At 68.5% G+C, this 11,995-nt stretch carries 12 protein-coding genes; 6 read left to right on the forward strand and 6 right to left on the reverse strand.

Annotation, left to right across the window (positions count from 1 at the left end; all coding sequences use genetic code 11):
- Nucleotides 1–31: 31 nt before the first annotated feature.
- Genes ASV56_RS04945 through ASV56_RS04970 form a run of 6 tightly spaced genes read left to right on the forward strand, consistent with a single transcriptional unit; the run spans nucleotide 32 to nucleotide 5,425 of the window.
- Nucleotides 32–1,189, forward strand: a complete 1,158-nt coding sequence (locus tag ASV56_RS04945) for a D-alanyl-D-alanine carboxypeptidase family protein (protein ID WP_062561028.1) — start codon at nucleotides 32–34, stop codon at nucleotides 1,187–1,189.
- A 10-nt stretch (nucleotides 1,190–1,199) separates the two neighbouring features.
- On the forward strand, nucleotides 1,200–1,799 hold the full coding sequence (tmk, locus tag ASV56_RS04950) for a dTMP kinase (RefSeq protein WP_062561029.1): 600 nt from the start codon (nucleotides 1,200–1,202) through the stop codon (nucleotides 1,797–1,799).
- Nucleotides 1,796–2,881, forward strand: coding sequence for a DNA polymerase III subunit delta' (locus tag ASV56_RS04955; RefSeq protein ID WP_062561030.1), 1,086 nt, complete (start codon nucleotides 1,796–1,798; stop codon nucleotides 2,879–2,881). Before tmk ends, ASV56_RS04955 begins: the two co-directional genes overlap by 4 nt.
- Nucleotides 2,882–2,892: 11 nt before the next feature.
- Nucleotides 2,893–3,690, forward strand: coding sequence for a TatD family hydrolase (locus ASV56_RS04960; protein ID WP_062561031.1), 798 nt, complete (start codon nucleotides 2,893–2,895; stop codon nucleotides 3,688–3,690).
- Nucleotides 3,687–4,484 (forward strand): MBL fold metallo-hydrolase, encoded by a 798-nt coding sequence (locus ASV56_RS04965; protein ID WP_062561032.1) that lies wholly within the window; start codon nucleotides 3,687–3,689, stop codon nucleotides 4,482–4,484. Before ASV56_RS04960 ends, ASV56_RS04965 begins: the two co-directional genes overlap by 4 nt.
- Nucleotides 4,481–5,425 carry an AEC family transporter gene (locus ASV56_RS04970; RefSeq protein WP_062561033.1) on the forward strand — a complete coding sequence of 315 codons (945 nt, stop codon included), beginning with the start codon at nucleotides 4,481–4,483 and terminating at the stop codon, nucleotides 5,423–5,425. The genes ASV56_RS04965 and ASV56_RS04970 overlap by 4 nt, the downstream gene beginning before the upstream one ends.
- Before the next feature lie 119 nt (nucleotides 5,426–5,544).
- Here ASV56_RS04970 and ASV56_RS04975 read toward each other — a convergent pair whose 3' ends face one another.
- The 6 genes from ASV56_RS04975 to ASV56_RS05000 all read right to left on the reverse strand — a co-directional run bounded on the left by ASV56_RS04975 (nucleotide 5,545) and on the right by ASV56_RS05000 (nucleotide 11,827).
- Entirely contained in the window at nucleotides 5,545–6,498 is a 954-nt protein-coding gene (locus tag ASV56_RS04975; protein ID WP_062561034.1) for an ABC transporter permease, read from the reverse strand.
- Between the two features lie 5 nt (nucleotides 6,499–6,503).
- On the reverse strand, nucleotides 6,504–7,805 hold the full coding sequence (locus ASV56_RS04980; RefSeq protein ID WP_062561035.1) for an ABC transporter permease: 1,302 nt from the start codon (nucleotides 7,803–7,805) through the stop codon (nucleotides 6,504–6,506).
- Nucleotides 7,806–7,886: 81 nt separating this feature from the next.
- Nucleotides 7,887–8,969: an ABC transporter substrate-binding protein gene (locus ASV56_RS04985; protein ID WP_062561036.1), complete on the reverse strand. Its 1,083-nt coding sequence runs from the start codon at nucleotides 8,967–8,969 to the stop codon at nucleotides 7,887–7,889.
- 99 nt (nucleotides 8,970–9,068) lie between these two features.
- Entirely contained in the window at nucleotides 9,069–10,151 is a 1,083-nt protein-coding gene (locus tag ASV56_RS04990) for an ABC transporter substrate-binding protein (protein WP_082724735.1), read from the reverse strand.
- Between the two features lie 25 nt (nucleotides 10,152–10,176).
- On the reverse strand, nucleotides 10,177–11,280 hold the full coding sequence (locus ASV56_RS04995; RefSeq protein ID WP_062561038.1) for an ABC transporter ATP-binding protein: 1,104 nt from the start codon (nucleotides 11,278–11,280) through the stop codon (nucleotides 10,177–10,179).
- A 157-nt stretch (nucleotides 11,281–11,437) separates the two neighbouring features.
- A complete protein-coding gene (locus ASV56_RS05000; protein WP_062561039.1) occupies nucleotides 11,438–11,827 on the reverse strand; it encodes an acyl-CoA thioesterase in 390 nt (129 codons plus the stop codon).
- Nucleotides 11,828–11,995: the final 168 nt, after the last annotated feature.

An 11,995-nucleotide genomic window follows, 5' to 3' on the forward strand; every position in this document is an offset into this window, starting at 1 on the left:
TGGCGCAAACGCGACCGGTCAAGGACAATCCATGCGCGCTCTGACGTTCCGCATCTTCGCTCTCCTCATGGTCCTGGCGCTGCCGGCCCGGGCCTTCGACACCAATGCCCGCGCGGCCTGGGTCTATGACGTGGCGACCGGCACCGTGCTGATGGAGAAGAACGCCGAGGAACCGCTGCCGCCGGCCTCGATGTCCAAGCTGATGACGCTGAACATGCTGTTCGAGGCCCTGCACGAGGGCCGGGTGGCGATGGACACCACCTTCCCGGTCTCGACCAAGGCCTGGCACATGGGCGGCTCGAAGATGTTCGTCGAGCCCGCCGACCGGCCCACGGTCGAGGAGCTGATCCACGGCATCATCATCAATTCGGGCAACGACGCCTGCGTGGTGGTGGCCGAGGGCCTGGCCGGCACCGAGGAGGCCTTTGCCCGGCTGATGAACGAGCGCGCGCAGCAACTGGGCATGACGCAGTCGCATTTCGCCAATGCCTCGGGCTGGCCGGCGCCGGACCACCGCATGTCGATGCACGACCTGGGGATCCTTGCAACGCGGCTGATCACCGAATTTCCCGAGCTTTACAAGAACTTCGGCCTGACCGAATACAATTACAAGGGTCGGGTGCCCTCGAATGCCAACAACCGCAACCCGCTCTTGCGTCTTGGCGGCGGCGACTGGAAGGCCGACGGGCTCAAGACCGGCCACACGCAGGAGGCGGGCTATGGCCTGGTCGGCTCGGCGGTGCAGGGCGACCGCCGCATCGTCTTCGTCATCGCCGGCCTGCCCAGCGACAAGGCCCGGGCCGAGGAATCCGAGCGCATCGTCAACTGGGCCTATCGCCAGTTCACCATGCGCACCATCATCCCCAAGGACGAGATCGTGACCCAGGCCCCGGTCTGGCTGGGCGAGCGCAGCCGCGTCGGCCTGACCACCCGCGACGGCGTGCGGGTGCTGATCCCGGCCGGCTCGCATGACGGCGTCACCGCCGAGGCGGTGTTCAACGGCCCGATCGAGGCGCCGATCGCCAAGGGCGACCGGCTGGGCGAGCTGGTCGTGAACATCCCCGGCACCGGCCAGTCGCGGCTGCCGCTTTTCGCCGCCGCCGACGTGGCCCGTAGCGGCGTCCTCGGCCGCATGCAAAGCGCCGCCTTCCGGCTGGGCGAGCGGGCGATCCAGTCGGTGCGCAACTGACGCGCCGCCGATGTTCATCAGCTTCGAAGGCATAGACGGATCAGGCAAGTCGACCCAGGCGCGCCGCCTTGCCGCGGCGCTGGCCGAGACCGGCACCGAGACGCTGCTGACCCGCGAGCCCGGCGGCAGCGAGGGCGCCGAGGAGATCCGCCGCCTGCTGGTCGAGGGCCGGGGCGAACGCTGGTCGCCGGAGACCGAGCTGCTGCTTTTCACCGCCGCCCGCCGCGACCATGTCGAGCGGCTGATCCGCCCGGCGCTGGCGCGCGGCGCCCATGTCGTCACCGACCGCTTCGCCGATTCCACCCGGGTCTACCAAGGCCTTGCCCGCGCCGACCTGCGCGCGCTGGTCGAGGAATTGCATCGCCTGACCATCGGCATCGAGCCCGACCTGACGTTGCTGATCGACATCGACCCCGCCACCGCGCTGGCCCGCGGCCAGGCCCGCGGCGGCGTCGAGGACCGTTTCGAGACCCTGGGCCTGGATTTCCAGCGCCGGTTGCGCGCGGGTTTCCTGGCATTGGCGGCGGAAAACCCCGGGCGGTTCCGCACCATCGACGGCAGCGGCAGCGCCGACGAGGTCGCCGCCCGTGTCCGGGCCGCCCTGCCATGAGCGACGAGGCCGCCCTGCCCGAACCCGATCGGGTGCCCGGCGCCCCGCACCCGCGCGAGGCGCTTCGCACCATCGGCCAGGACCAGGCGGTCGCGGATTTTCTCGCCGCCGCCCGGGCGCACCGGCTGCATCACGGCTGGCTGATCTCGGGCCCGCGCGGCACCGGCAAGGCGACCTTGGCCTGGAGCATCGCGAAATACCTGCTGAGCGGCTCGGACAGCCCGGACCTGACCGCGCCGCCCGAGGATCCGGCGGTGCGCCGCATCCGGGCCCTGTCCGAGCCGCGGCTGCACCTGGTGCGCCGGCCGCTCGACGACAAGACCCAGCGGCTGCGCAGCGAGATCACCGTGGACGAAATCCGCCGGCTGCACGGCTTCTTTCACATGAGCGCCGCCGAGGGCGGCCGCCGCATCGCCATCATCGACGCCGCCGACGAGATGAACCCGGCCGCCGCCAATGCGCTTCTGAAACTGCTCGAGGAGCCACCGGCCCGGGCCACGTTGCTGCTGGTCGCGCATCAGCCGGCGCGGCTTTTGCCGACCATCCGCTCGCGCTGCCGGGAATTGCGGCTGCATCCGCTGGGGTCCGATGACATGGCGCAGGTGCTGGCCGGACTGGGCGTCGCGCATGACGCGGCGCGGCTTTCGGCGCTGTCGGGCGGCTCGGTCGGCGAGGCGCTGCGGCTAGCCGGCCAGGACGGGCTGGATCTCTATCAGCGCATCACCGGGCTTTTCGCCGACTATCCGCGCATGGACCGCCGCGCCGCGGCCGCACTGGCCGAGCTGGCGGCCGGCCGCGCCGGGGCCGAGGGCGATCCGTTCGACCTGGTGATGACGCTGCTCGACCGCTTCCTGACCCGCGCCGCGCGCACCGGGCTGATGGGCGCCCCCCTGCCCGAGGCCGCCGAGGGCGAGGCCGCGGTGCTGACCCGGCTTTCGCCCGGGCCCGAGGCGGCGCGGCTCTGGGCCGATGCCCAGGCCAGCCTGTCGGCCCGGGCCCGCGCCGGCCGGGCCGTCAACCTTGACCCTTCCGCGCTGGTGTTGGATATGCTGATCGGGCTTGCGAACCAGCCCGCCCTGTAACGGATCCGCCGATGTCCGAGACCCCCTTGCCCGCCCTGGTGGACAGCCACTGCCACCTGGACTTTCCCGATTTCGACGGCCAGCAGGCCGAGCTGGTCGCGCGCGCCCGCGCCGCCGGGGTGACGCGCATGGTCACGATCTGCACCCGCATGGGCAACGAGCCGCGCGTGCGCGCCATCGCCGAGGCGCATCCGGGCGTCTTCTACGCCGCCGGCATCCATCCGATGTATGCCGCCGAAGAGCCCGCCGTCACCGTCGAGGAACTGGTGGCGCTGGCCGCGCATCCGAAATTCGTCGGCATCGGCGAGACCGGCCTCGACTATCACTATACCGCCGAGAGCGCCGCGGTGCAGGCCGAAAGCCTGCGTATCCATATCGAGGCCGCGCGCCGGACCGGCCTGCCGCTGATCATCCATTCCCGCGACGCCGATGCCGACATGGCCCGCATCCTGACCGAGGAGCACCGCGCCGGCGCCTATTCCTGCGTCATGCATTGCTACACCTCGGGGCCGGAACTGGCCCGCGCCGCGCTGGACCTGGGCTTTTACCTGTCGATGTCGGGCATCGCCGCCTTTCCGCGCTCGACCGAGATCCGCGAGATCTTCCTCGCCGCCCCCCGCGACCGCATCCTGGTCGAGACCGACGCGCCCTATCTGGCGCCGCCGCCGCATCGCGGCAAGCGCAACGAGCCGGCCTTTGTCGCCCATACCGCCCGGGCCGGGGCAAAGGCGCTCGGCCTTTCCGAAGCCGAATTCGCCGCCCTGACCAGCGCGAATTTCGACCGGCTGTTCGCCAAGGCCGCGGCATGATCCGTGCCACGATCCTGGGCTGCGGCTCGTCCGGCGGCGTGCCGCGGCTGGGCGGCCGCTGGGGCGAATGCGACCCGGCGAACCCGCGCAACCGGCGCCGGCGCTGTTCGCTGCTGCTCGAGCGTGTCGGGCCCGGGGGGGTGACGCGGGTGCTGATCGACACCGGCCCGGATTTCGTGCCGCAGATGCTGGACGCCGGCGTGGGCGAATTGGACGCGGTGGTCTATACCCATCCGCATGCCGACCACATCCATGGCATCGACGACCTGCGGCAGGTGGTCTTCAACATGCGCCGCATCATGCCGGTCTGGGCCGATGCGCAGACCGAGGCCGCGTTGCGCAGCCGCTTCGGCTATATCTTCGAGACGCCGGAGGGCTCGTCCTACCCGCCGGTCTGCGAGATCGCCCCGATCCGCGGCCGCTTCGCGGTCGAGGGCGCGGGCGGCGCGATCGACTTCCTGCCCTTCGCGGTGAACCACGGCGACATTCCGGCGCTGGGGTTCCGCATCGGCGCGGGCGCGGGCCTCGTCTATCTGCCCGACGTGCTGGCGATCCCCGAGGCGGCCTGGCCCGCCATCCAAGGCTGCGAGGTCTTCATCTGCGATGCCTTGCGCCGCACGCCGCATCCCAGCCACGCGCATCTGGCGCTGGCGCTGGAGTGGATTGCGCGTTCGGGCTGCGCGCGGGGCGTCATCACCAACATGCATATCGAGCTGGATTACGACGCGGTGATGGCCGAGACGCCCGCCCATGTCGTGCCGGCCCATGACGGGCTGCAGATCGAGCTGGCATGACGATCCTTTTCGAGGTCATCCTGCCGGTCTTCATCGTCATCGGCTTCGGCTACCTGGTGGCCTGGCGCCGGATGTTCAACGAGGTGGCGGTCGACGGGCTGATGCGTTTCGCGCAGAATTTCGCGGTGCCGGTGCTGCTGTTCGTGAACGTGGCCCGGCTGGACATGGCCGAGAATTTCAGCATCGGCATGTGGGTGGCCTTCTATAGCGGCGCCTTCGCCTCGTATTTCATCGGCTGGGGGTTGGCGCTCTACTGGCTGAAGCGCAGCCCCGAGGATGCGGTCGCCATCGGCTTCTGCTGCCTGTTCTCGAACTCGCTGCTTCTGGGCATCCCGATCATGGAGCGCGCCTATGGCGCCGAGGCGCTGGCCGGCAACGTCGCGATCATCGCGATCCATTCGCCGCTGCTCTACACCTTCGGCATCACCATGATGGAGGTGACGCGGGCGCGCGGGCAGAGCCTTTCGGCCGGGCGCATCGCCATGCGGGCGCTGTCCGGGGTGCTGCATACGCCGCTGATCATCGGCATCCTGTGCGGCGTGGCGATGAACCTGCTGATGCAGGCCGGGCTGGTGATGCCCGAGGGCTTCTGGGCCGCGGCCGAGATGATGGCGCGGGCGGCGCTGCCGGCGGCGCTGTTCGGGCTGGGCGGCGTGCTTTATCGCTATCGCCCCGAAGGCGACGGCAAGGCCATCGCGGTCTGCTGCCTGGCCTCGCTGCTGGTCCATCCGACCATCACCTGGAGCCTGGGGCAGCTTTTCCAGCTGCCGGTCGGGCCGCTGCGTTCCGCTGTCATCACCGCCAGCATGGCGCCGGGGGTGAATGCCTATCTCTTTGCCTCGATCTATGGCGCGGCGAAGCGGGTGGCGGCGACGACGGTGCTGGTGTCCACCGTGCTGTCGATCCTGTCGATCTGGTTCTGGATCTCGGTCTTGCCCTGAGGGTTCCGCCTCCGGCGGGGGTATTTGCAGAGCAAAGAAATCCGGAGCCTTGCCGCAGGGGCCGTCCTGAAGACGCCGCCCGGCAAGGGCGGCGGGTTCAGGGCCGGGGCATGAGCCGCTCAATGCGGCGTGATGCCCCGCAGCCGTTCCGAGCGGCGGCGCAGCATCTCGACCGTCGCGAGCAGGGCGATCGAGAAGATCACCAGCAGCGTGGCGACGGCCAGGATCGCGGGCGAGATCTGCTCGCGGATGCCGTTCCACATCTGGCGCGGGATGGTCTGCTGGTCGGGGCCGGCGATGAACAGCACCGCCACCACCTCGTCGAAGGAGGTGACGAAGGCGAAGAGCGCGCCCGAGATTACACCGGGCAGGATTAGCGGCATGGTGATGCGGAAGAAGGTGGTGCGCGGGTTGGCCCCGAGGCTCGCCGCGGCGCGGGCCAGCGACTGGTCGAAGCCGATCAGCGTCGCCGTCACCGTGATGATGACGAAGGGGATGCCCAGCGTGGCATGGGCCAGGATCACGCCCAGGTAGGTGCCGGCGAGCTTGCCGCATTGCGGGTTCAGCCCGATCCAGGTCAAGGGCTCGCAGGGGTTCGAGTAGAAGAAGAACATCCCCGTCGCGGTGATGATGATCGGCACGATCATCGGCGAGATCAGCACCGCCATGATGATGCGGCGGAAGGGCATCTCGGGTCGCGACAGGCCCAGCGCCGCCAGCGTGCCCAGCACCGTGGCGAGGATGGTCGAGAAGAAGCCGATGATGATCGACGACTTGGCCGCATTCACCCATTTCGCGTTCTGCCAGGCATCCGCCCACCAGCCGAGCCCGCCCGGCGCATCCGGGTTGGCCATGCCGAAGGTCAGCAGGCTGCGATACCAGCGCATCGAATAGCCCTCGGGGTCGAAGGACAGCATCTTGTCGGTGAAGGTGAAATAGGGCTCGGCGTTGAAGCTGAGCGGGATCACCACCACGATCGGCGCGATCAGGAAGAAGAAGATCGCCGCGCAGATCGCCAGATAGGCGTAATGCCAGACCTTTTCCAGCGGCGAGGCGTAAGTCGGAAGCGCCATGGCGGTTACCCCAGTTTCAGGTTGTCGATGCCGACCAGCCGGTCATAGACCCAGTAGAGCAGCAGGACGCCGCCCAGCAGCAGCGCGGCCAGCGCCGCCGCCATGGACCAGTTCAGCGTCTGGGTCATGTGCATCGCGATCAGGTTCGAGATCAGCTGCCCCGACGAGCCGCCGACCAGCGCCGGGGTGATGTAATAGCCCACGGCCAGGATGAAGACCAGAAGCGCCCCCGCCCCCAGCCCCGGCAGGGTCTGCGGGAAATAGATGCGCCGGAACGCCGTCCAGCTGGTCGCGCCCAGGCTGCGCGCCGCGCGCACATAGCTGGGGTTGATGGTGCGCATCACCGAATAGAGCGGCAGGATCATGAAGGGCAGCAGGATATGCGTCATGGCGATGATCGTGCCAGTCTGGTTGAAGATCATCTGCAGCCGCTGGTCGTTGCCGATCAGCCCCAGCCAGACCAGGATGTCGTTGACCACGCCCTGCTGCTGCAACAGCACCATCCAGGCCGTGGTCCGAACCAGCAGCGAGGTCCAGAACGGCAAGAGCACCAGGATCATCAGCAGGTTCGACTTGCGCATCGGCAGCGTCGCCAGCAGATGCGCGATGGGAAAGCCCAGCAGGAAGGTGGTGAAGGTGATGATCAGCGACAGCCAGAAGGTGCGCTGGAACAGCTTGACATAAATCTGCTGCTGCTCGGGCGCCATGGTGATGTTGCCGTCGTCGTCACGGGTCCGGTCCAGCGCCGCCAGGTAGAAGTTCGAGGTATAGGCCGAGGAAGCCTCGCGCATCACCGACCACAGCTTGGGATCGCCCCATTTCTCGTCCATCGCGAGGATCGCCTCGCGATAGGGCGGCTCGATACCGCCGCGGGCCTTGCGCCCGGCCGAGGTGAAGAGCGAGCGCGTGCCCGGCATGTCGTAGTTCACCCTGGTCCCGACCAGGCCGATGCTGCGCGCCTCGGCCGCGGCGGTCAGGTCGGCGGCCAGCGCCGCCCAGGCGGCGTCGTCGGGCTCGGTGCCGCGCGGGTGTTCATGGAACCAGGCCGAGAGCTGCGGCATATTGGCCGAAAAGCCGTCGTTCTTGACCGAGCGTTGCAGCATCTGCCCGATCGGCAGCAGGAAGGTCAGCAGCACGAACAGCAGCAGCGGCAGCACCAGCAGGAAGGCGCGACGCCGCGCCCGGCGCGAGCTGCGCGCCAGCGCCCGGGTCAGCGGCTGGCCGTCGGCCGTCCGCAGGGGTCCGCCCGGGTCGAGGCCGCCGGCCTCGGTCACGATGGCGGCATGGGGGTCAAGCGCGTTGGACATCTTGATCCTTCGTCAGGCTAAGGGCGGGCATCGTCGGCCGCCGCCGCCCGGACCGGGCCGGGCCGGGCGGCGGCGCAGGGATCAGTTGGCGGCCAGCCAGGCGTTGAAGCGCTCGGCCATCTCGGCGTCGTGGTCGGCCCACCATTCCGGGTCGTCCATGACGGCGGTCTTCATGTGCTCCTCGCTGGTCGGCATATGCGGGGCCATCTCGGTCTTGCCGTCCTGATAGAGCCCGACCAGCGCCGCCGAGGACTTGCGCGACGGGCCATAGGCGATCCATCTGGCCTGGTCGGCCAGGCGCTGGGTGTCGGTGGCGAATTTCAGGTATGCCATCGCCGCCTCGGGGTTGGGCGAGCCCTTGGGGATGGCGAACATGTCCATGTCCATGAACTGGCCGTCCCAGATGATCTCGAAGGGCTTGCCCTCGGCCACCATGGCGTCGAAGAAGCGGCCGTTATAGCCGGTCGCCATCGTGACCTCGCCATCGGCAAGCAGCTGCACCGGCTGGGCGCCGGCTTCCCACCAGACCACGTCCTTCTTGATGGTGTCGAGCTTGGCGAAGGCCTTGTCGACGCCCTCGGGCGTGTCCAGCACCTCATAGACCTGGTCGGGGGCGACGCCATCGGCGATCAGCGCCAGGTAGAGTGTGCGCTTGGGGTTTTTCGGCAGGCCGCGCTTGCCCGGGAACTTGGCGGTGTCGAAGAAATCCGCGGCGGTGGTCGGCGGGCCGTCGGGGAACTTGGTCTTGTCATAGGCGATGACCGTGCCCCAGAAGATGTTCGCCACCGCGCAGTCGCGCAGCGCGCCGGGGATGAAGTCCTCGGACGCGGGCGTGCCGTCCGGCGCCGGCGGCAGGCTGGCCGGGTCGATCTCGACCAGCGCGCCCTCGTCGCAGAGGCGGATCGCGTCCGAGACCTCGATGTCGAACACGTCGCCGGTGATGTTCTTGGCCTCGATCTGGGCCTTGAGCGGGGTGGCCGGGTTGTCGGCGGCCATCATGTTGACCTTGATCCCCGTCTCCTTGGCGAAGGGGATGTTATAGGCCTCGACCTGCGATTTCTCATAGGCGCCGCCCCAGGAGACCACGTTGACCTCCTTGTCCTGGGCCTGCGCCGCAACGCCCAACCCGCACAAGGCCGTGGTCAGGATCAACACTTTCTTCATGACGAACTCCCGTTGGTTTTATGCGGCTCGTTGGCCGGTTCGCGCCCGTTCGGGCTTCACGGATCGCGGCGGGTTGATCCCGCCGCGACCGGATTGGCGTCAGTTCGCCGCCAGCCAGGCGTTGAACCGCTCTTGCAGTTCGGCGTCGTGGTCGACCCAGAAGTCCAGGTTCGAGGCGAGCGCCCCGGCCATGTTGTCGGCGAAGGTCGGCAGGTTCGGGCCCATCGCCACCTCGGTGCCCTCGACATTGCCGACCAGCGCGGCGGCCGATTTGCGCGGCGGGCCATAGCTGATGAATTCGGCGGCGCGGGCCTGCGGCTCGGGCGAGGTCGAGAAGGTGACGAACTCCTTGGCCGCCTCGAGGTGCGGGGCGCCCTTCGGGATCACCCAGCCTTCCATTTCATAGATCTGGCCGTCCCAGACGATCTTGAAGGGCTTGCCCTCTTTCTGGGCCGCGTCGAAGATCCGGCCGTTGAAGGCGAAGGCCATGCTGACCTCGCCATCGGCCAGAAGCTGCGGCGGCTGCGCGCCGGCTTCCCACCAGATCACGTTGTTCTTGATGGTGTCGAGCTTGGCGAAGGCCTGGTCGACGCCCTCGGGCGTGCCCAGCACCTCATAGACCTTGTCCGGCGCCACGCCATCGGCCAGCAGCGCGTATTCCAGGTTGAACTTGGCGCCCTTGCGCATGGTGCGCTTGCCGGGGAATTTCGCGGTGTCGAAGAAATCGGCCGGACCGGCGGGCTTGGCGTCGGTGAACTTGCTGTCGTCATAGGCCAGGATCATCGAATAGACGTCGGTGCCGACGAAACAGTCGGTCACCGCGCCCTCGATGAAGTCGTCGGCCGCCGCGGCGCCGTCCGGCGCGGGTGCCAGGATCGCCGGGTCGATGGTTTCCAGCAGCCCCTCGTCGCACAGCCGCACCGCGTCGGCATATTCCACCGAGGCCACGTCGGTGGTGACATTGCCGGCCTCGACCTGCGCCTTGAGCGGCGTGGCCGGGTTGTCGGCGTCGGCGACCGTGACCTTGATGCCGGTCTTGGCCTCGAACGGCTTGGCATAGGCCTGGACGTGGCTGTTGCCATAGGCACCGCCCCAGGACAGCAGGTTCACCTGCTTGTCCTGCGCCTGGGCCACGGACGCCGAGGCGACCAGGGCCGAGGTCAGGATCAACATGCGTTTCATCATAGCTCCTTATTTCGATGCGAAATCAGACCGGATCCAGCGCCCGCGCATCCTCGGGGTGCCAGCCGATGCGGATGGTCTGGCCGGGCGACAGCTTCACCTGGCCCAGCGTATTGCGGTATTTCATCACGAAATCGTCCTGGCCGGCGACGTTCAGCCGGGCCCGCAGGATGTCGCCCATATAGACCACGTCGCGGACCTGAGCCTCGACGGTATGGGCGCCGGCGGGCATCAGGTCGGGCTTGAACTCGACCCGCTCGGGCCGGATCGAGACCGTGGTGGTCTGGCCGCTTTCGCGGATGTTGACGGCGGTGGCGTCGATCACCTCGCCATTCTGCAGCCGGACCAGGGCCTTGTCGCCCTGAAGCTGCTCGATGGTGCCGCGCAGCGCGTTGTTTTCGCCGATGAAGCCGGCGACGAAGCTGTTCTCGGGCTGTTCGTACAGCACCGGCGGCGCCGCCAGCTGCTGGATGCGGCCGTCGTTGAACACGGCGATGCGGTCCGACATGGTCAGCGCCTCGCCCTGGTCATGGGTGACATAGACCACCGTGATGCCCAGCCGGTCGTGCAGGGCCTTGATCTCGAACTGCATATGCTCGCGCAGCTGCTTGTCGAGCGCGCCCAGCGGCTCGTCCATCAAGACCAGCTTGGGGTCGAAGACCAGCGCGCGGGCCAGCGCGATGCGCTGCTGCTGGCCGCCCGAAAGCTGCGCCGGGCGGCGGCTGGCGAAGCGGCCCATCTGCACCATGTCGAGCGCGCGGGCGACCCGGCTCTCGCGCTCGGCCTTGGCCATGCCGCGCACCTGCAGCGGAAAGGCCAGGTTCTCGCCCACGGTCATGTGCGGGAACAGGGCATAGTTCTGAAACACCATGCCGATGCCGCGCTTGTGCGGCGGCACGTCGTTGATGTTGCGACCGTCCAGCCGGATCTCGCCATGGGTGGCGGTCTCGAATCCGGCCAGCATCATCAGGCAGGTGGTCTTGCCCGAGCCGGACGGACCCAGCATGGTCAGAAACTCGCCCTTGCCGATGGAAAGGTTCAGGTCCTTCACCACAAGCGTCTGGCCGTCATAGCTTTTCTGGACGTGGTCGAAGACAACGAAAGCCTCGTTGCCGGTTGGCGAAGTCACGATGCGGGCCCCCTGTTTTCTATGGTTCTTTATTCCGCCCTGTCAGACTAATCGGCGGTGCTTGCGGATTGCAACCGGCTTCTATGCACAATGCCGGGCCCGGCCTGCGGATTTTCCGGACTGCCCGTCTGCCGCCCGCCAGGCGGGGTGGAAATGGTCAATCCGCGGACGGCAGCGGGCGCGGACGGCCGTCGGCGTCCAGCGCCACGAAGACGAAGCTCGCCCGGGTCACGCACTGGGTCTCCTCGCCCTCGCGCGAGCGGCGCCAGGCCTCGACATGCAGCTGCATCGAGCTGCGGCCTTCGCGCAGGATGGTCGCGAAAACAGAGACTTCGTCGCCGACCTTGACCGGCTGGTGGAAGGTGAAGCTGTCCACGGCGACCGTGGCGCAGCGCCCGCGCGCGCGGCGGGCCGCGACACTGCCGGCGGCCAGGTCCATCTGCGACATCAGCCAGCCGCCGAAGATGTCGCCGGCCGGGTTGGTGTCGGCCGGCATGGCGGTGGTGCGGATCGCGGGCTGGCCCTGCGGGTGCTCCGGCTGCGTCATCTTGTCCCTCACTGGCGCGCTGCTGGCGTGGCGCCAGATTGCGGCACCGCGGCACGGCGCGCAAGCGCCCGTCAGCGCCGCGCCGAGGGCCGGGCCAAGGACACGATCGAAATGTCCGGGGTCTCGGCCCGGAAGGAATGGCCGCTGCGCAATTGGCGCTTCAGCGTC

The sequence above is a fragment of the Paracoccus aminovorans genome (assembly GCF_001546115.1).
Taxonomy (GTDB): domain Bacteria; phylum Pseudomonadota; class Alphaproteobacteria; order Rhodobacterales; family Rhodobacteraceae; genus Paracoccus; species Paracoccus aminovorans_B.

What these genes read in the sequence shown, in the direction of transcription:
- ASV56_RS04945 (WP_062561028.1), top strand. Translation starts at nt 32, where the DNA reads ATGCGCGCTCTGACGTTCCGCATCTTCGCTCTCCTCATGGTCCTGGCG.
- tmk (WP_062561029.1), top strand. Translation starts at nt 1,200, where the DNA reads ATGTTCATCAGCTTCGAAGGCATAGACGGATCAGGCAAGTCGACCCAG.
- ASV56_RS04955 (WP_062561030.1), top strand. Translation starts at nt 1,796, where the DNA reads ATGAGCGACGAGGCCGCCCTGCCCGAACCCGATCGGGTGCCCGGCGCC.
- ASV56_RS04960 (WP_062561031.1), top strand. Translation starts at nt 2,893, where the DNA reads ATGTCCGAGACCCCCTTGCCCGCCCTGGTGGACAGCCACTGCCACCTG.
- ASV56_RS04965 (WP_062561032.1), top strand. Translation starts at nt 3,687, where the DNA reads ATGATCCGTGCCACGATCCTGGGCTGCGGCTCGTCCGGCGGCGTGCCG.
- ASV56_RS04970 (WP_062561033.1), top strand. Translation starts at nt 4,481, where the DNA reads ATGACGATCCTTTTCGAGGTCATCCTGCCGGTCTTCATCGTCATCGGC.
- ASV56_RS04975 (WP_062561034.1), bottom strand. Translation starts at nt 6,498, where the DNA reads ATGGCGCTTCCGACTTACGCCTCGCCGCTGGAAAAGGTCTGGCATTAC.
- ASV56_RS04980 (WP_062561035.1), bottom strand. Translation starts at nt 7,805, where the DNA reads ATGTCCAACGCGCTTGACCCCCATGCCGCCATCGTGACCGAGGCCGGC.
- ASV56_RS04985 (WP_062561036.1), bottom strand. Translation starts at nt 8,969, where the DNA reads ATGAAGAAAGTGTTGATCCTGACCACGGCCTTGTGCGGGTTGGGCGTT.
- ASV56_RS04990 (WP_082724735.1), bottom strand. Translation starts at nt 10,151, where the DNA reads ATGAAACGCATGTTGATCCTGACCTCGGCCCTGGTCGCCTCGGCGTCC.
- ASV56_RS05000 (WP_062561039.1), bottom strand. Translation starts at nt 11,827, where the DNA reads ATGACGCAGCCGGAGCACCCGCAGGGCCAGCCCGCGATCCGCACCACC.